The sequence below is a fragment of the Mycobacterium arosiense ATCC BAA-1401 = DSM 45069 genome (genome assembly GCF_002086125.1).
Classification (GTDB): Bacteria; Actinomycetota; Actinomycetes; order Mycobacteriales; family Mycobacteriaceae; genus Mycobacterium; species Mycobacterium arosiense.
In genome coordinates this window covers 25151-41910 of the sequence record NZ_MVHG01000040.1, presented here as the reverse complement: position 1 = coordinate 41910, position 16760 = coordinate 25151, and the positions used below count along the sequence as shown (strand labels likewise).

At 69.3% G+C, this 16760-nt stretch carries 15 protein-coding genes; 11 read left to right on the top strand and 4 right to left on the bottom strand.

Features of this window, described 5'->3' with window-relative positions; genetic code table 11:
* Positions 1 to 241: 241 nt before the first annotated feature.
* Positions 242 to 1615: a replication-associated recombination protein A gene (locus BST14_RS16220; protein ID WP_083065368.1), complete on the top strand. Its 1374-nt coding sequence runs from the start codon at positions 242 to 244 to the stop codon at positions 1613 to 1615.
* Here BST14_RS16220 and BST14_RS16215 read toward each other — a convergent pair.
* Entirely contained in the window at positions 1612 to 2235 is a 624-nt protein-coding gene (locus BST14_RS16215; RefSeq protein WP_083065367.1) for a hypothetical protein, read from the bottom strand. The two genes, BST14_RS16220 and BST14_RS16215, sit on opposite strands and share 4 nt — an antisense overlap.
* Positions 2236 to 2410: 175 nt before the next feature.
* Between BST14_RS16215 and BST14_RS16210 the strand changes: the two genes are divergently transcribed.
* The 6 genes from BST14_RS16210 to BST14_RS16185 all read left to right on the top strand — a co-directional run bounded on the left by BST14_RS16210 (position 2411) and on the right by BST14_RS16185 (position 8625).
* Entirely contained in the window at positions 2411 to 2800 is a 390-nt protein-coding gene (locus BST14_RS16210) for a secondary thiamine-phosphate synthase enzyme YjbQ (protein ID WP_211280733.1), read from the top strand.
* A gap of 131 nt (positions 2801 to 2931) precedes the next feature.
* Entirely contained in the window at positions 2932 to 5634 is a 2703-nt protein-coding gene (gene alaS, locus BST14_RS16205) for an alanine--tRNA ligase (protein ID WP_083065365.1), read from the top strand.
* Positions 5635 to 6141 (top strand): Holliday junction resolvase RuvX, encoded by a 507-nt coding sequence (ruvX, locus tag BST14_RS16200; protein WP_083065364.1) that lies wholly within the window; start codon positions 5635 to 5637, stop codon positions 6139 to 6141. It begins immediately after the preceding gene.
* The gene (locus BST14_RS16195; protein WP_083065363.1) at positions 6134 to 7372 is read left to right on the top strand and encodes an endolytic transglycosylase MltG; all 1239 of its coding nucleotides are present in this window, start codon (positions 6134 to 6136) and stop codon (positions 7370 to 7372) included. The genes ruvX and BST14_RS16195 overlap by 8 nt, the downstream gene beginning before the upstream one ends.
* On the top strand, positions 7347 to 8177 hold the full coding sequence (locus tag BST14_RS16190; protein ID WP_083065362.1) for a shikimate dehydrogenase: 831 nt from the start codon (positions 7347 to 7349) through the stop codon (positions 8175 to 8177). Before BST14_RS16195 ends, BST14_RS16190 begins: the two co-directional genes overlap by 26 nt.
* 10 nt (positions 8178 to 8187) lie before the next feature.
* Positions 8188 to 8625, top strand: a complete 438-nt coding sequence (locus BST14_RS16185) for a prepilin peptidase (protein ID WP_083065373.1) — start codon at positions 8188 to 8190, stop codon at positions 8623 to 8625.
* 5 nt (positions 8626 to 8630) lie between these two features.
* On the opposite strand, the gene BST14_RS16180 is transcribed toward BST14_RS16185, so the two are convergent.
* Genes BST14_RS16180 through BST14_RS16170 form a run of 3 tightly spaced genes read right to left on the bottom strand, consistent with a single transcriptional unit; the run spans position 8631 to position 11944 of the window.
* Positions 8631 to 9716 (bottom strand): LLM class flavin-dependent oxidoreductase, encoded by a 1086-nt coding sequence (locus tag BST14_RS16180; protein WP_083065361.1) that lies wholly within the window; start codon positions 9714 to 9716, stop codon positions 8631 to 8633.
* 21 nt (positions 9717 to 9737) lie between these two features.
* Positions 9738 to 11021 carry an NtaA/DmoA family FMN-dependent monooxygenase gene (locus tag BST14_RS16175; RefSeq protein WP_083065360.1) on the bottom strand — a complete coding sequence of 428 codons (1284 nt, stop codon included), beginning with the start codon at positions 11019 to 11021 and terminating at the stop codon, positions 9738 to 9740.
* A complete protein-coding gene (locus BST14_RS16170; RefSeq protein ID WP_083065359.1) occupies positions 11018 to 11944 on the bottom strand; it encodes an LLM class oxidoreductase in 927 nt (308 codons plus the stop codon). Before BST14_RS16170 ends, BST14_RS16175 begins: the two co-directional genes overlap by 4 nt.
* A 200-nt stretch (positions 11945 to 12144) precedes the next feature.
* On the opposite strand from BST14_RS16170, the gene BST14_RS16165 reads away from it, so the two are divergent.
* Genes BST14_RS16165 through BST14_RS16150 form a run of 4 tightly spaced genes read left to right on the top strand, consistent with a single transcriptional unit; the run spans position 12145 to position 16756 of the window.
* Positions 12145 to 13356 (top strand): acyl-CoA dehydrogenase family protein, encoded by a 1212-nt coding sequence (locus tag BST14_RS16165; protein WP_083065358.1) that lies wholly within the window; start codon positions 12145 to 12147, stop codon positions 13354 to 13356.
* A 10-nt stretch (positions 13357 to 13366) separates the two neighbouring features.
* Positions 13367 to 14959 (top strand): ABC transporter substrate-binding protein, encoded by a 1593-nt coding sequence (locus tag BST14_RS16160; RefSeq protein ID WP_083065357.1) that lies wholly within the window; start codon positions 13367 to 13369, stop codon positions 14957 to 14959.
* Between the two features lie 4 nt (positions 14960 to 14963).
* Positions 14964 to 15926 (top strand): ABC transporter permease, encoded by a 963-nt coding sequence (locus BST14_RS16155; RefSeq protein ID WP_083065356.1) that lies wholly within the window; start codon positions 14964 to 14966, stop codon positions 15924 to 15926.
* Positions 15923 to 16756 carry an ABC transporter permease gene (locus BST14_RS16150; RefSeq protein ID WP_083065355.1) on the top strand — a complete coding sequence of 278 codons (834 nt, stop codon included), beginning with the start codon at positions 15923 to 15925 and terminating at the stop codon, positions 16754 to 16756. Before BST14_RS16155 ends, BST14_RS16150 begins: the two co-directional genes overlap by 4 nt.
* Positions 16757 to 16760 lie beyond the last annotated feature (4 nt).

Below are 16760 nucleotides of genomic sequence, written 5' to 3'. Positions count from 1 at the left end.
CGCCGTAACCGGGCGGCGGGTAGCCGGGAGGGTTGGTGCCCTGCGGGTCTGCCGGGGTGCCCGGGTACTCGGGAGGTTGGCTCATGTCCGTCCTTGCTGTCGGATTTCCTCGTGTGGCGAAAGTTTCCAGGAGGGAACGCCCGCGGAAGTCGGCAACCCGGAACTTAGCAAAGATGCCCCGTGGGCGCCCGGATTGCCGGCTGCGTGCCCTGGGCCGGCGCGGGCGTCTGCCCGTCGTGGTATGCCTGAAGCCGTGTCCGACGGTCTGTTTGACCTACCCGGCGCGCCGCAGCCAACCGATCACGGGGCGGGCGCGTCGGGCGGCGCGCCCCTGGCGGTCCGGATGCGTCCGGCGTCGCTGGACGAGGTGGTCGGGCAGGACCATCTGCTGGCCCCCGGATCGCCGCTGCGCCGCCTGGTCGAAGGCTCGGGCGTGGCGTCGGTCATCCTTTACGGGCCGCCGGGCAGCGGCAAGACGACGCTGGCCGCGCTGATCTCGCAGGCGACCGGCCGCCGTTTCGAGGCACTGTCGGCCCTGTCGGCCGGCGTCAAAGACGTTCGGGCGGTGATCGACACCGCCCGCCGGGCGCTGCTGTCCGGCGAACAGACGGTGCTGTTCATCGACGAGGTGCACCGGTTCTCCAAGACCCAGCAGGACGCGTTGCTGTCGGCCGTGGAGAACCGGGTGGTGCTGCTGGTCGCGGCGACCACGGAGAACCCGAGCTTCTCGGTGGTGGCGCCGCTGCTGTCGCGCTCGCTGATCCTGCAGTTGCGGCCGCTGAGCGCCGACGACATCCGCACCGTGGTGCAGCGCGCGATCGACGACCCGCGCGGGCTGGGCGGTCAGGTCACCGTCGCGCCGGACGCCGTCGACCTGCTGGTGCGGCTGGCCGCCGGCGACGCCCGGCGCGCGCTGACGGCGCTGGAGGTCGCCTCGGAAGCGGTGGGGGCGGCGGTGCAACCCGGTGCCGAGTTGACCGTCGCCGCCGTCGAGCAGTCGCTGGACGAGGCCGCGGTTCGCTACGACCGGAGCGGCGACCAGCACTACGACGTCATCAGCGCCTTCATCAAGTCGATCCGCGGCTCCGACGTCGACGCCGCGCTGCACTATCTGGCCCGCATGCTGGTCGCCGGGGAAGACCCGCGGTTCGTCGCGCGCCGGCTGATGATCCTGGCCAGCGAGGACATCGGCATGGCCGACTCGGCCGCGCTGCAGGTGGCGGTCGCGGCCGCGCAGACGGTGGCGCTGATCGGCATGCCCGAGGCGCAGCTCACCCTGGCGCATTGCACGGTCTATCTGGCCACCGCGCCGAAATCGAACGCGGTCACCACGGCGCTGGGTGCGGCGATGAGCGACATCAGGGCCGGCAAAGCCGGACTGGTTCCGCCCCATCTGCGCGACGGGCACTATTCGGGTGCGGCCGGGCTGGGCAACGCGCAGGGCTACAAGTACTCGCACGACCACCCGGATGGCGTTGTCGCGCAACAGTATCCACCCGACGAGCTGGTCGGTGTCGACTATTACCGGCCCACCGGCCGCGGTGGTGAGCGCGAAATGACCGGCCGGCTAGACCGGTTGCGCGCGATCATCCGCAGTAAGAGGGGGACCCGCTAGACCAGCTCGGGCACCCGCAGGTGGGCGATGGCCAGCTCGAACTCGGCCACGTCGATCACCTCGGCGCCCAGCTCGCGAACCCGCCTGCTGCGCAGTTCGCTGGCCCGGTCGCGGTTGCGGGCCATCGCCTCCATCGAGTCGAACGTGGAGCAGGTGACGGCCCTGCGGCAGGCGGGGTGGTCGACCAGCAGGCTGGCGCTGCAGAACCCGTCGAGGTCTTCCATCTCGGGCAGCACCGAGGACCGGTAGAAGTCCAGCGACCGGTTGAGCTGATCCGGCACCACCTTGAGCCAGGTGGCGCGCACGCACGCGCCCTGGCGGGACGGGTGGTCTCGGTGCAGCAGGGCGATGTCCCATTCCTCGACGCGGGCGCTGCCGTCGAACATCAGCGCGGCCCGGTCACGGATGGGCGCCACGTGCTCGGCGCTGCCGCGCATCGCCTCGATGCTCTCCCACGAGCTGGTGGCGATGCAGGTGCCGGATTGCCGGTCGACCAACAGCGACAGCCCCACGCACCCCTCGATCTCGGTGAGGGCGGGCATGACGACGTCGCGAACGTGCGCAATTCCGATGTCGACCGACAGGGGTTGCGCCTGAATGGTGGTGGAACGTGCGTACACGGTCGACCCCTCTTTCGTGTCGGGGCTGGTATCTGACGGGCCCGGTGTGGCACCGGCCCCACTCGCTACCTTCCTCCTGCCGGTTACGCGTCGCAATGGCCAATTGTGGCCGCGCTCACAAAGGATTGGCTGGTCGTGAGGCCGGCGCCGTAGGCTTGGCCGGATGCATACCGATGTGCTGGACGTGGACACGTCGCGCCGCCGCATCGTCGATCTCACCGAGGCGGTGCGCGGGTTTTGCTGGTCGCGCGGGGATGGCCTGTGCAACGTGTTCGTCCCGCACGCCACGGCGGGGGTGGCGATCATCGAGACGGGTGCCGGTTCCGACGACGACCTGGTGGACACGCTGGAACGGCTGCTGCCGCGCGACGATCGTTACCGGCATTCGCACGGCTCGCCGGGCCATGGCGCCGACCATGTGATGCCGGCGCTGGTCGCGCCGTCGGTGACGGTGCCGGTCTCGGCCGGGGAGCCGATGCTGGGCACCTGGCAAAGCATCGTCCTGGTCGACCTGAACCGGGACAACCCGCAACGCTCGGTCCGGCTGAGCTTTCTCGAGGGTTAGCGCCCGGGCGCCCGGCGCGCCGGGGGCAGGTACTGTGAGCGGTCGAAATGCGTCGTTAGATGGGCTTCTCACGCCCGGCGAATAGGCTGGGAGCCAGACGTCGAAGTAACGGAAAGAAGCGGACTCCGAAAGTGCAGACACACGAGATCAGGAAGCGGTTTCTTGATCATTTCGTGAAGGCGGGCCACACCGAGGTGCCGAGCGCATCGGTGATCCTCGACGACCCCAACCTGCTGTTCGTCAACGCGGGCATGGTGCAGTTCGTGCCCTACTTCCTGGGCGCGCGCACCCCCGAGTACTCGAGGGCCACCAGCATCCAAAAGTGCATCCGCACGCCCGATATCGACGAGGTCGGTATCACCACCCGGCACAACACGTTCTTTCAGATGGCGGGAAACTTCTCGTTCGGTGACTACTTCAAGCGCCGCGCCATCGAACTGGCCTGGACCCTGCTGACCAACAGCGTCGAGCAGGGCGGCTACGGCCTGGATCCCGAACGCATCTGGACGACGGTCTTTTTCGACGACGACGAGGCCGTGCGGCTGTGGCAGGAGATCGCCGGCCTGCCCACCGACCGCATCCAGCGCCGCGGCATGGAGGACAACTACTGGTCGATGGGCATCCCCGGCCCCTGTGGCCCGTCCTCGGAGATCTACTACGACCGCGGGCCTCAGTTCGGCGTCGAGGGCGGCCCGATCGCCAACGAGGACCGCTACATCGAGATCTGGAATCTCGTGTTCATGCAGAACGAACGCGGCGAGGGCACCGGCAAAGCCGACTTCGAGATCCTGGGGCCGTTGCCGCGCAAGAACATCGACACCGGCATGGGCGTGGAGCGGGTCGCCTTCATCCTGCAGGGCGTGCACAACGTCTACGAGACCGACCTGCTGCGCCCGGTCATCGACAAGGTGGCCACCGTCGCCGCGCGTCCCTATGACGTGGGCAACCACGACGACGACGTGCGCTACCGGATTATCGCCGACCACAGCCGCACCGCGGCCATCCTGATCGGCGACGGCGTCACGCCCGGCAACGACGGCCGCGGCTACGTGCTGCGCCGGCTGTTGCGCCGGGTGATCCGCTCGGCCAGGCTGCTCGACATCGAGGGGCCCATCGTCGGTGACCTGATGGCCACCGTGCGTGACGCGATGGGGCCGTCGTACCCCGAACTGGTCGCCGACTTCGACCGGATCCGGCGCATCGCCGTCGCCGAGGAGACCGCGTTCAATCGCACACTGGCGGCGGGCTCGAAGCTGTTCGACGAGGTGGCCGGCACCACCAAAGCCTCTGGCGCGAAGGCGATTTCGGGCTCCGACGCCTTCACCCTGCACGACACCTACGGATTCCCCATCGAGCTCACGCTCGAGATGGCGTCCGAGGCCGGCCTGCACGTGGACGAGGTCGGCTTCCGGGAACTGATGGCCGAGCAGCGCCGCCGCGCCAAGGCCGACGCCGCCGCGCGCAAACACGCCCACGCCGACCTGACCGCATACCGCGAGCTGGTCGACGCCGGCCCCACCGAGTTCACCGGCTTCGACGAATTGACTTCCGAGGCAAGTATTCTGGGCATCTTCGTCGACGGCAAGCGGGTTCCGGTGGTCACCCACGGCACCGAGGGGGCCGACCGGGTCGAACTCGTGCTGGACCGCACGCCGCTGTACGCCGAGGCCGGCGGCCAGATCGCCGACGAGGGCACCATCAGCGGAACGGGCGCCGGTGAGACCGCCCGTGCGGCGGTCATCGACGTGCAGAAGATCGCCAAAACCCTGTGGGTGCACCGGGTCAACGTCGAGTCCGGTGAGTTCGTCGAGGGCGACACCGTGGTCGCGGCGGTCGACCCGCAGTGGCGGCGCGGCGCCACCCAGGGCCACTCGGGCACCCACATGGTGCACGCGGCGCTGCGGCAGGTGCTGGGCCCCAACGCCGTTCAGGCCGGGTCGCTCAACCGCCCGGGCTACCTGCGGTTCGACTTCAACTGGCAGGGGCCGCTGTCCGAGGAGCAGCGCACCCAGGTCGAAGAGGTGACCAACCAGGCCGTGCAGGCCGACTTCGAGGTGCACACGTTCACCGAGCAGCTGGAGAAGGCCAAGGCGATGGGCGCGATGGCCATGTTCGGCGAGGCCTACCCCGACGAGGTGCGGGTGGTGGAGATCGGCGGCCCCTTCTCTCTGGAGCTCTGCGGTGGAACCCACGTGCACAACTCGGCCCAGATCGGGCCGGTGACCATCCTGGGCGAGTCCTCGGTCGGTTCCGGGGTGCGCCGGGTGGAGGCCTACGTCGGGCTGGACTCGTTCCGGCACCTGGCCAAGGAACGCGCGCTGATGGCGGGGCTGGCGTCGTCGCTCAAGGTGCCGTCCGACGAGGTGCCCGCCCGGGTGGCCGGCCTGGTGGAGCGGCTCAAGGCGGCGGAGAAGGAACTCGAACGTGTCCGGCTGGCCGGCGCGCGGGCCGCCGCGACCAACGCCGCGGCGGGCGCGGAGCGCGTCGGTAACGTCCGGGTGGTGGCGCAACGGATGTCGGGCGAGATGACGGCGGGTGACCTGCGCTCACTGGTCGGCGACATCCGCGGCAAGCTGGGCAGCGACCCCGCGGTGGTCGCGCTGATCGCCGAGGGCCAGGGCGGGTCGGTGCCCTATGCCGTCGCCGCCAACCCGGCCGCCCAGGACCTGGGTCTTCGCGCCAACGACCTGGTCAAGCAGCTCGCGGCGACGGTCGACGGCCGCGGCGGTGGCAAGGCGGACCTGGCGCAGGGTTCCGGCAAGGATCCGGCGGGCATCGACGCCGCGCTCGGCGCCCTACGTTCGGAGATCGCCGTGATAGCGCGGGTCGATTGAGTGGTTTTGACACAGCACCGCTCGCCCGACCGGCCCGGCGATCCTCACCAGGACCCCGGCCGGGGACGGCGGCTCGGCATCGACGTGGGCAGCGTGCGCATCGGCGTGGCCTGCAGCGACCCCGACGCGATCCTGGCCACCCCGGTGAAGACCGTGCGCCGCGACCGCACCGGCAAACACCTGCGACAGCTGGCCGCGCTGGTCGCCGAATACGAAGCCGTCGAGGTGGTGGTCGGCTTGCCGCGCACGCTGGCCGATCGCACCGGCCCGTCGGCCCTCGACGCGATCGAGGTGGCGGACGCGCTGGCCCGGCGCATCGCCGGGGTACCGGTGCGGCTGGCCGATGAGCGGCTGACCACCGTGGCCGCCCAGCGCTCGCTGCGCGCGGCCGGGGTGCGGGCCAAAGAACAGCGTGCGGTGATCGATCAGGCCGCGGCGGTGGCGATCCTGCAGAGTTGGCTGGATCAGCGCCGCGCCGCGATGGCGGGGGAGCTCAGCGATGGTTGACAGCGCACGGCGGGAACGGGCTGAGCCCGAGGCGGTGGGTGCGCGCAGGCCGAGCCGCGTCGCGCGGAAGGCCGAGCGGGGCCGCCGGCGGCGCCGCTTCGCCGGCAAGATCGCGCTCGCCATTTTCGTCGTGGTGGTGCTCGCCGGCGTCTTCGTGGGCGGCAAGTTGTGGCACACGCTCTTCGGGGCCGGCGACGACTACACCGGCAGCGGCAAGCGGGACCTGGTGATCCAGGTCCAGGCCGGTGACTCGACCACCAATATCGGCGAGACGCTGCAAAAAGAGCAGGTCATCAAGACGGTGCGGGCGTTCGTCAACGCGGCGCACGGCAACAGCGCCATCAACGCGATCCAGCCGGGCTTCTACCGGATGCGCACCGAGATCCCGGCCGCCAACGCCGTCGCGCGGCTGGCCGACCCCAAGAGCCGGGTGGGCCGGCTGGTCATTCCCGAGGGCCGTCAGCTCGACGACACCACCGACATGAAAACCAACGTGGTGACGCCGGGAATCCTCACGCTGATCTCGCGCGCCACCTGCGTCGACCTGGACGGGGATACGCGCTGCGTCCCGGTGCAGGGCCTGCGGGCCGCCGCCACCAACAGTTCCGCCCTGGCGCTGGCGGTGCCGCCATGGGCCACCGAACCCGTCGGTGAGCTCGGCAATGACCACCGCCGCATCGAGGGGCTGATCGGGCCGGGCACCTTCAACATCGATCCGTCGGCCTCCCCGGAGGCCATCCTGGCCACCCTGATCGGCGCCGGCGCCGAGGAGTACGCCAAGTCCGGGCTGGTGGACACCGCCGAGGCCATGGGCCTGTCGCCCTACGACATCCTGGTGGTGGCGTCGCTGGTGCAGCAGGAATCCAACTCCCAGGACTTCGCCAAGGTCGCGCAGGTCATCTACAACCGGCTGCACGCGCATCACACGCTCGAGTTCGACTCGACGGTCAATTACCCGCTGGACCGCCGCGAGGTGGCCACCAGCGACGCCGACCGGGCCCAAAAGACGCCGTGGAACACCTACGTGTCGCAGGGCTTGCCGGCCACCGCGATCTGTTCGCCCGGCACCGACGCGCTGAACGCCGCCGAGCACCCGCAGCCCGGTGACTGGCTGTACTTCGTCACCATCGACGCGCAGGGCACAACGCTGTTCACCCGCGACTATCAACAACACCTGGCCAACATCGAGCTGGCTAAGCACAACGGTGTCCTCGACAGCACCCCCCGCTAGCCCGGCGCCCCGCAAGGCGGCCGTGCTCGGCAAGCCGATCGCCCACTCGAAATCCCCGCAATTGCACCTGGCCGCCTACCGCGCGCTGGGCCTGGCCGACTGGACCTACGACCGCATCGAATGCGACGCCGAGCAGCTGCCCGGCGTGGTCGGCGGCCTGGGGCCGGAATGGGTCGGCGTGTCGGTGACCATGCCCGGCAAGTTCGCCGCCCTGCGGTTCGCCGACGACCGCACAGACCGCGCGCAGCGAGTGGGCTCGGCCAACACCCTGGTGCGGACGCCGACGGGGTGGCGGGCCGATAACACCGACATCGACGGGGTCGCCGGGGCGTTGGGCGGCGCTTCTGGATGGGCGCTGGTCTGTGGATCGGGCGGCACCGCACCGGCGGCCGTCGCCGGCCTGGCCCAACTGGGCGTCGCCGGCATCACCGTGGTAGCCCGCAACCCCGACAAGGCGGCCCGGCTGGTGGACCTGGGCGTCGAACTGGGCGTGCCGACCCGGTTCTGCGGCCTGGAAGCGAACGGGCTCGCCGACGAGGTGGCGGGCGCCGAGGTGCTGGTCAGCACCATCCCGGCGGACGTCGCCGCGCGCTACGCCGGCGCCTTCGCACGCATCGGTGTGCTGCTGGACGCCGTGTATGACCCGTGGCCCACGCCGCTGGCCGCCGCGGTCAGCGCCGCCGGCGGGCGGGTGATCAGCGGCCTGCAGATGCTGCTGCATCAGGCCTTCGCGCAGGTGGAGCAGTTCACCGGGCGGCCCGCGCCGCGCGAGGCCATGACTTGCGCGGTGGCCGCACCGGATTAGCGTGCCGCGCATGCGAATTGCGGCGGCGTGTGTGGTGCTGGCCTGGTTGGCGGTGTTGAGTGGCTATGACATCCGGGAACGCCGCCTGCCCAACGCGCTGACGCTGACCGGCGCCCCGACGATTCTGGCGGTCGCCACACTGGCCGGCCGCGGTCCGGCGGCGCTGGCCGGGACCGGGGCGCTGACCGCGATCTATTTCGTGGTGCACTGCGCGTCGCCGGGCGCGATGGGCGCCGGTGACGTCAAGCTGGCACTCGGCCTGGGGGCGTTGACCGGTTGCTTCGGCGTCGGCGCGTGGTTTCTGGCGGCGCTGGGGGCGCCGCTGCTGACCGCGGCGCTGGGGATGGCCGCCCGGCTCGGCGGCGGTGCCCGCGGTACGGCCCCGGTGCCGCACGGGCCGTCGATGTGTCTGGCCAGCGCGGTGGGCGTGGGGCTGGCGCTGCTCTGAGGTCCTCAGTCTCCGACGGCCGTAGGGCGCAGCAGCGGCAACAGCTGGTCGCCGAGCCGGACCGTCTCCGACTTGTACGGGGTGTCCGACAACACGAAATGGGTGACCCCGAGGTCGGCGTACTTGCGCAGCGCGGCGGCGACCTCGCCGGCCGAGCCGACCAGCCATGTCGTCCCGGCGCCCTCGCCGCCGTATTTGCTCGGCGTGGTGAACAGGCAGGAGTCGAGCACTTCGCCGCGCTCGGCGAGATCGGACAGCCGCCGCTGGCCCGCCGATCCCGCCGGGTCGTGCAGCAGCAGCATGGTGGGGGTGCCGGCCAGCTTGGCGACCTTCGCCTCGGCGTCGCGCCAGGCCTGTTCGGACGTGTCGCGCACCAGCGTGGTGACCCGAAGGCCGAATTCCAGCGGCGCATGCTCGCGACCGAGCTTGTCGGACAACGACTTCAGCCTGTCGATGCGCTCGGCGATCCCGTCCAGTGGCTCGCCCCAGAACAGTTGGACGTCGGCATCGGTCGCGGCGACCTGCTCGGCGGCCGCCGAGGCTCCACCGAAGTACAGCTTCGGGTACCGGCCTTCGTCCGCACCGAGCGGGCGCGGCTGCAGCGTCGAGTGTTCGACGCGGTAGAACTCGCCGCGGAAGGTGACATCGTCCTCGCTCCACAACCGGCGGACCAGGCGGATGAATTCGCGGGTGCGGTCGTAGCGGCGCGCCTTGTCGATTTCGGGGTCGCCGTAGGCGGCGAGGTCATCGGCGCCGCTCACGATGTTCACCAGCAACCGGCCGTTGTTGAGGCGATCCAGTGTTGCCGCCGCGCTGGCGAAATGCGCCGGATGCCAGTAACCGGGGCGGACGGCCACCAGTGGCGCGAAGTTGTTGGTACGCGCGGCGATCGCGGTCGCCACCGTGAACGTGTCCGGCCGCCCCCAGCCGGTCCCGATCAGCGCGCCTTCCCAGCCGTGTTGCTCGGCGCGCTGCGCCAGATCGACCGAGTAATCCAGGCTGCCCCAGCCGTCGACGGTGTCGTCGCCTCGATGGCCGGGCTCGACGGTATTCGGTATGTACCAGAGAAATTGACCCTTCCCGGTGGGCACGGTGCACCTTCTTTCTTGGGTTCACGCCGCGGCGACGTATCGGTCGCCGGTGAGCCGTTCGCGCAGCGTCTTGTCCGTGTACGAGGTGCGGAAAAGTTTGCGGGACCGCAAGATCGGCACTACCTCGTCGACGAACACCTCCAGACCGTCGGGGAAGACGTCGGGCATCAGGTTGAAGCCGTCGGCGGCACCGGCGCAAAACCACTGTTCGATCGTGTCGGCCACGTCGACCGGCGATCCCACGATCACCCGGTGGCCCGAGCCGCTGAATTCGCGGAGCGTCTGCCGCAGCGTCAGCCCGCGGCTGGTCACCAGACGCACCAACGACTCCCGAAAGCCCAGCGAGCCGACGAACTTCGATGGATCCGGCACGGGCCCCAGCAGCCGCGCGGGGATGGGTTCGTCCGGCGCGAGTCCCGACAGGTCCGCCCCGAGGGTCTGTGACAACCGCTCGACGTCGTGGCCCGCGGGCAGGAGCTCGTTCTGCTCGTCGTAGCGTCGCTGCGCTTCGGCGCGGCTACTGCCGATGGTGGTGATGAGTCCCGGCAGGATGCGTACCGCGTCACGGCCGCGACCGTGTGCCGCGGCGACGTCCTTGACGTAGCGGTAGTGCTCGATACCGGCGTCCAGGTCGAGTTCCGCGCTGAACACCGCATCCGCGACGCGGCCGGCCAGGTCCCGCCCCTGCGGCGACCCTCCCGCCTGTACCAGCAGCGGATGCCGCTGCGGGGACGGGCCCGGCGGCAACGAGCCGGTCACACTGAAGAATTCGCCCCGGTGGTCGATGCCGCCCGCATCGGCCGCGGCGTCGCGCCATAAGGCCAGCACCACGTCGACGAACTCCGCGGCGCGCCGATATCGCGTTTGCCGGTCGGGAAGGGCGGCGAGGCCGAAATTGCCGCCGGCCGCCTCGGAATATGTGGTGACGACATTCCAGCCGAGGCGCCCACCGGACAGGTGATCGAGGCTGAGTAACCGGTGCGCCAGCTCCACCGGGTCGTTGAATGTCGAGGACAACGTCCCGATGAGCCCGAGATGCTCCGTGTCCGCCGCGATGGCAGCCAGGATCACGGTCGGCTCCAGGGCCTGGGACGGGCGCAGAGCCGGGTGATCGCGCAAGGCGGGACCGTCGGCCAGGAACAGCGCGTCCAGCGTTCCGCGCTCGGCGATCTCGGCCATTCGCACGTAAAAGCCGGGATCGGTGAACGCGGTGGGCGCCTCGGTCGATCGCCGCCACGATGCGGTGTGAATGCCCAGGTTCAACACGTTGACATTGAGCGTCAGCCGGCGCTCGTGGCTGCTCATAGCCGGGCTCCCGCATTCGGGGAGCCGTCGAAGGCGCGGCGATGTGTCGACAGGTCGGGGCCGGCGGGGGCGGGCAGCCGAAGCCGTTGTCGCAGTGTGCCGGCGCTGGGTGTGGCCAGTACACCGCGGCGTTGCGCCGAGGCGACCACATCGTCGAGCACCGCTGTCAGGGAATCCGGTGTGACCCGCAGCAGCACGCCGCGGGCGCCCGGCGTGGCCGCCACCCGATCCAGCGCCGCGTGATCGACCGAACGCAGCCGGATGACGGCGCCATCCGGGACCGGCTCGCCGTCCTCGACGACGATCACGTCCGCGTTTGCAGTGGCGGCACCGGCCCACTGCCATACCGGCGGGTCGCCGTGCGGTGACCCGGGCACGTTCAGCGGTCCAGTGATGCGATAGGCGCCGTGCACGTCGGCGCGCCGAATCTGTGCGGCGTCGGCGAAAACGCCGGTCGCGCGGTCACCCACCAGCGATGCATAGGGCCATGTGCGCCACAGCGTTCGCACCGCCTCGATCGCCGCCGCGGTGTGCGCGGGGCCGAGGGTGGCGCCGGTCCAGGTGTCGGCAACGGCGTTGAGCCCGATGCGTCGGTCGGCATCGAGGGCGAACCAGCCGACCCGCCCTGGCGCCGCATGGTCGACCGACATCAACCGGCGGGCCAGGTTATACGGGTGGTCGCGATGCACGGACGCGGCCACGACCAGGCCCAGCCTGGTGCTGCGCCGGGCCGCGACGGTGGCGACCAGCGACGCGTCCAGGGTGGAGGTGTCGAGCGGTTCGGTGCGGTCGGCGCCGATCACCCAGTAGTGCACACCGGCGGATTCCAGGCGGTGCGCCAGCCCGGCGACACCCCGTACTGGCGGCTCGTCGCCGATCCCGTCGCCGGCGACCTCGATCCCGACGGACAGCGTGGCAGGCATGAGTCACGACGTTACGTGGACGCACCCGGGATGCAACCGGCGCTCGCAAGGTCGACCCGAATATGGCTGACCACACGCCGTTCCGCTTAAAAATTGTGACGCTATAAACCGTTGTCGGCGTCGGTCGGCGGCGCATAGGTTTTGGGGCTGGTTGCCGTGGATCGCCACGGCAGGAACGCATCCGGAAGGCTCTGTCACACATGCCCGTTGGAGTTCACCGGCAGGACACACCCGCGGACCCGGCGGCAATCGGCAACGTGCTCGCCGAGATCGCCGCCGACCATCGTCTGCGGTTGGCCGACGGCGGAACGGAACCGCCGCTGCGCGGGCTCAAACTCGTTCGCGACCATCGGCTGGGTGCGGTGCGACTGGCCCGCGAACTTGGCGGTGCCGGCTTCACGGCACCGCAGTTCTTCGACTATCTCGTCGCGCTGGCCGCCGCCGACCCCGACCTGGCGCACATTTTGCGGATCCATTACGCGTTGGTCGAGGAGCTGCAAGTCAAGCCGCGACGCGCCGGCAGCGACCGCTGGGTCGCGGTGGTCGCCGAGGGCGGGTTGATCGGGGGCGCCAACGCCGAACAGAGCCAGAAGTCCGTGGGGGGCAACAACCGCGACACGCGATTGGTGGCCACCGAGGACGGGTTGCGGTTGCGCGGCAGGAAGTTCTACAGCACCGGTGCGCAGTTCTCCGACTATCTACGGATCACCGCGCAAGACGATGACGGCGCCCCGACCGCCGTGGTGATTCCGGTGGACCGGCCCGGCGTCGAGCACCTCGACGATTGGGACGGCATCGGTCAGCGCCAAACAGGGAGCGGCACAACAGTATTCAATGACGTCGCGGTCGCGGCCGATGAAGTCTTCCCGCTGGGCGCGACCATCGGGGTGAACCGCGCCCGGGGTGCGCTGGTGCAGCTCTACCTGCACGCGGTGGCCGCCGGAATCCTGCGCAGCCTGACGGCGGATGCTGCGGCCCTGGTGCGTGGCCGGCGCCGCACCTACACCTTCGCCAGCACCGACACCCCGACCGCTGACCCGCAGTTGCTGCAGATCGTCGGCGAGATCGACGCGGTGGCTTACGCCGCGCAAGCCCTGGTGCGCAGCGCGGCGGCCGACATCGCACCAGCGCTGGACGCCGCGCGTGACAGCGGGATCGATCCCGAATTGGAAGCCGCGGCATCGATCGCCGCCGCGCGGGTCAAGGTCGCGATCCAGGAGCCCGCGCTGCGGGCGGCGTCCCGCGTCTTCGACGCCGGGGGTGCGTCGGCCATCCAGGCATCGGCTCTGCTGGACCGGCACTGGCGAAACCTGCGAACGCTGTTCTCGCACAACCCGACTATCTACAAGGCGCGGGTGCTGGGCGATATCGCCGTCAACGGCGCAGCGCTGCCCGACACCAGTTTCTTCTGACCCGGCCCGGATGTCGAAGGCAGCGACGCGCGCGGCGGTGCTGGGCGCGGTCATCTCGGTTGTGGTGGCGGCGTGCTCAAGTCACCGGCATGGTCCCAGCACGGGGCCCACGGGGTCGCCGGTGCGCGGTGGCACGTTGACCTACTCCGATGTCCAGTTCGTGACCGACACCATGGCGGCCAACTACAGCGCGAACAATCTGATGTTCCAGCTGCTCGACCGGGTGGTGTACGTGGACCCGAAGACCGACACGGTGCACGGGTGGGTGGCGGAAAACTTCTCGCGCAACGAGAACGCCACCCGGTACACCTTCACGATCCGGGACGGGGTGACATTCAGCGACGGGACACCGCTGACCGCCGGTGTGGTGAAGGCGAACTTCGACCAGCTCGGCAAGGGCGACCCCGGCAAGAAGATGCCGGCCTTCGCCGATTTCGTGGGATACGACCACAGCGAGGCCAGCGGGAAGGTCGTCACCGTGTCCCTCAAACGGCCCAATACGAACTTCTACAAGGTCTTGTCCTATAGCCGCGCGGGGATCCGCGCGCCGTCGACGCTGGCGCTCGATTACCAGCACCAGGCCAAGATCGAAAATGTCGTCGGCTCAGGCCCGTTCGTTTACGAATCGCAGATTCCCGACCAACAGGTGGTGCTCAAGAAACGCCCTGATTACGCGTGGGCGCCGTCGTCGTGGCCGAACCGGGGGCCCGCTTACCTCGACAAGGTCGTGTTCCGGGTCATCGCCGAACCGGGCCTGCGTGCGGGTGCTGTCCAGTCGCACCAGGTGGACGTGGCACGCGGAATCCAGCCCACAGACGAGCCCGCGCTCAAACAGGGTGGCGTACAGGTGATCGCGGTCGCAGCCCCCGCCGAGACCGCGAACCTGGTCGGATTCCGGATCAACAACCAGGTCGTCAGCGATGTGCGGGTGCGCCGGGCGCTGCAATTGGGCATCGACCGCCAAGCGGTGGTGGATACCGTGCTGTCGGACAGCTATCGGGCAAGCGATTCCGTTCTGGGCCACGACGACCCGTTATTCGCCGACGTGAGCGCCGACATCGGATTTCAGCCGCAGCAGGCGGCCGACCTGCTCGACCAGGCCGGGTGGAAACGCGGCAGCGACGGTGTGCGCGAAAAGGACGGACACAAGCTCAATCTGACGCTGGCGGCGTCCAACCAGAGCGTGGTGTTCCGCCCGGCGTTCGAATTCATCGAATCGCAGTGGCGGGAACTGGGTGTCGTCCTGCAGAACCGGGCGGGTGATACCACGTTCTTCAACGCCTCCAGCAGCCAACAGTCGACGCCGCTGTTCGGTACTCGAATCCAATACAACATCGGCCTGGGCCTGCTGTTCGGCCGTCCGAAAAGCAACCTGACATTCGCCAAGAACGACGATCTGATCGCGCTGTCGGAGGAAGAGCTCAAAGAGACCGACCCGGCCCGGCTCAAGGACATCGTCGCTCGCGAACAACGCAAGATCATCGCCGACCAGCTCGCACTGGTGCTCTGGGACGAGGTGCAGGTTCATGCCGCCGCGCCGAATGTCCACGTGGAGTTCACCCGCTACACCGAGCCGTTGCTGCAGAGCGCGTGGAAGGCCTGACGCGATGGTCACCTACGTTCTCACCCGGGTCGGCCAGTCGGCGATCGTGCTGTTGGTGGCCTTCACCGTCGTCTTCTGGGGGGTCAGCATCCTGCCGACCGATCCTGCGGCGATCTTCGTCGCCAAGGGCGAGGGCTATTTCAACCCCGAGATCGTCACCCAGGTCAGGGCGTTCTACGGCTATGACCGGCCGTTGTGGGTACAGTACTTCTCGCAGCTGAATCAGGTGTTGCACGGGCATTTTGGCTTCTCGCTGTCCAGCGGTCAGTCCGTCACGGATCGCATCGGCGGGGTGATCGGTGAGACGGTGAGGTTGGCGGCCACGGCGACCGTCTTCGCGCTGTTGTTCGCCGCTGCGATCACGGCGCTGGCGACCACCTGCGCACCCGTGAAGTCGTTGGTGCGCGCGATTCCGCCGCTGTTCGGTGCCGTTCCGACATTCTGGCTGGGATTAGTGGTGCTGCAGGTCTTTTCGGTGCAGCTGGGGCTGATCTCGTTGTTTCCGGACGGATCTGTGACCTCGCTGCTGGTCGCTGCGCTGGTGCTCGCCGTGCCGATCTCGGCACCGATCGCGCAGGTGCTGGGCAAAAACATCGATGCCACACTGGCGCTTCCGCACATCAACACCGCGCGCGCCAAGGGCGGCACACCGGGGTGGGTGATCCGCAGGCATGTGCTGAAGAACGCCGCCGCGCCGGCGCTGACGGTGACAGCGACGACGGTGGGTGCGCTGCTGGGTGGCTCGGTGGTCACCGAAACCGTGTTCTCCCGCTCCGGCTTGGGTGCCGTACTGCTGCAGGCGGTTTCCAACCAGGACATCTCGCTGATTCAGGGCCTGGTATTGCTGACGGCGGTGGTCATCGTGGCGGCGAATCTCGCGGTCGACTTGATCTACCCGCTGCTGGACCCGCGCGTCACCAAGTTGCAGCGCCGCGGATTCACCACTCGGCTGGGCAGGTTCGGTTGAGCGCGGTTGCGGCGCCGGCCCGCCGCGCGCGGCGTTCGCTGCCCTGGTCGGTACGGCTGTCCGTGGCGTTGCTGATCCTCGTCGCCGCATGGGCAGTCGCTCCTCGGCTGTTCACCGGTCGAAACCCGTTGAAGGGCAGGCCAGTTGACAAATTCCAGCCGCCCAGCTCGGCGCATTGGTTCGGCACCGACCATCTGGGCCGCGATGTGCTGACCCGAGTTATCTACGGGACTTCGCATACCATCGCGACCGCCGGGTTGGCGGTCGCGGTAGGACTGCTGATCGGCAGCGTTGTCGGCATCCTCGCCGGTGTGTCCGGGCCCGTCGTCGACGCGGTCGGCATGCGATTCGCCGATGTGCTGCTGGCGCTGCCGGGTTTTCTGGTGTCCGTGTGGATCGTCACCGCTTACGGCCCGGGCCCACTGTCGGTCGGCATCGGCGTGGGCATCGGTTCGATCGCGATCTTCGCCCGGGTGTTTCGCGCCGAAGTGCTCCGCGTCCGGGCGCTGGACTATGTCGAGGCCGCCTTCTTGTCCGGCGAGACCCGGTGGTCGGTGATTCGCCGGCACATCGTCCCCAACGCGGCGGGGGTCGTGATCGCCCTGACCGTCATCGATCTCAGCAGCGCGATCCTGTTGATCTCGGCGTTGGGTTACCTCGGCTACAGCGCCCCGCCGCCGACACCGGAGTGGGGGCTGCTGGTCGCCGAGGGTCGCCGCTACCTGGCGACCGCGTGGTGGCTCACCACTCTGCCCGGGGCCGTCATCCTGCTGGTGATCCTGGCGCTCGGTGTGCTGAGCCGCCGGGCGCTGACATCCAACCGGATCTGAACGG

What these genes read in the sequence shown, in the direction of transcription:
- BST14_RS16155 (WP_083065356.1), top strand. Translation starts at nt 14,964, where the DNA reads ATGGTCACCTACGTTCTCACCCGGGTCGGCCAGTCGGCGATCGTGCTG.
- BST14_RS16185 (WP_083065373.1), top strand. Translation starts at nt 8,188, where the DNA reads ATGCGAATTGCGGCGGCGTGTGTGGTGCTGGCCTGGTTGGCGGTGTTG.
- BST14_RS16220 (WP_083065368.1), top strand. Translation starts at nt 242, where the DNA reads ATGCCTGAAGCCGTGTCCGACGGTCTGTTTGACCTACCCGGCGCGCCG.
- BST14_RS16160 (WP_083065357.1), top strand. Translation starts at nt 13,367, where the DNA reads ATGTCGAAGGCAGCGACGCGCGCGGCGGTGCTGGGCGCGGTCATCTCG.
- BST14_RS16170 (WP_083065359.1), bottom strand. Translation starts at nt 11,944, where the DNA reads ATGCCTGCCACGCTGTCCGTCGGGATCGAGGTCGCCGGCGACGGGATC.
- BST14_RS16175 (WP_083065360.1), bottom strand. Translation starts at nt 11,021, where the DNA reads ATGAGCAGCCACGAGCGCCGGCTGACGCTCAATGTCAACGTGTTGAAC.
- BST14_RS16165 (WP_083065358.1), top strand. Translation starts at nt 12,145, where the DNA reads ATGCCCGTTGGAGTTCACCGGCAGGACACACCCGCGGACCCGGCGGCA.
- BST14_RS16195 (WP_083065363.1), top strand. Translation starts at nt 6,134, where the DNA reads ATGGTTGACAGCGCACGGCGGGAACGGGCTGAGCCCGAGGCGGTGGGT.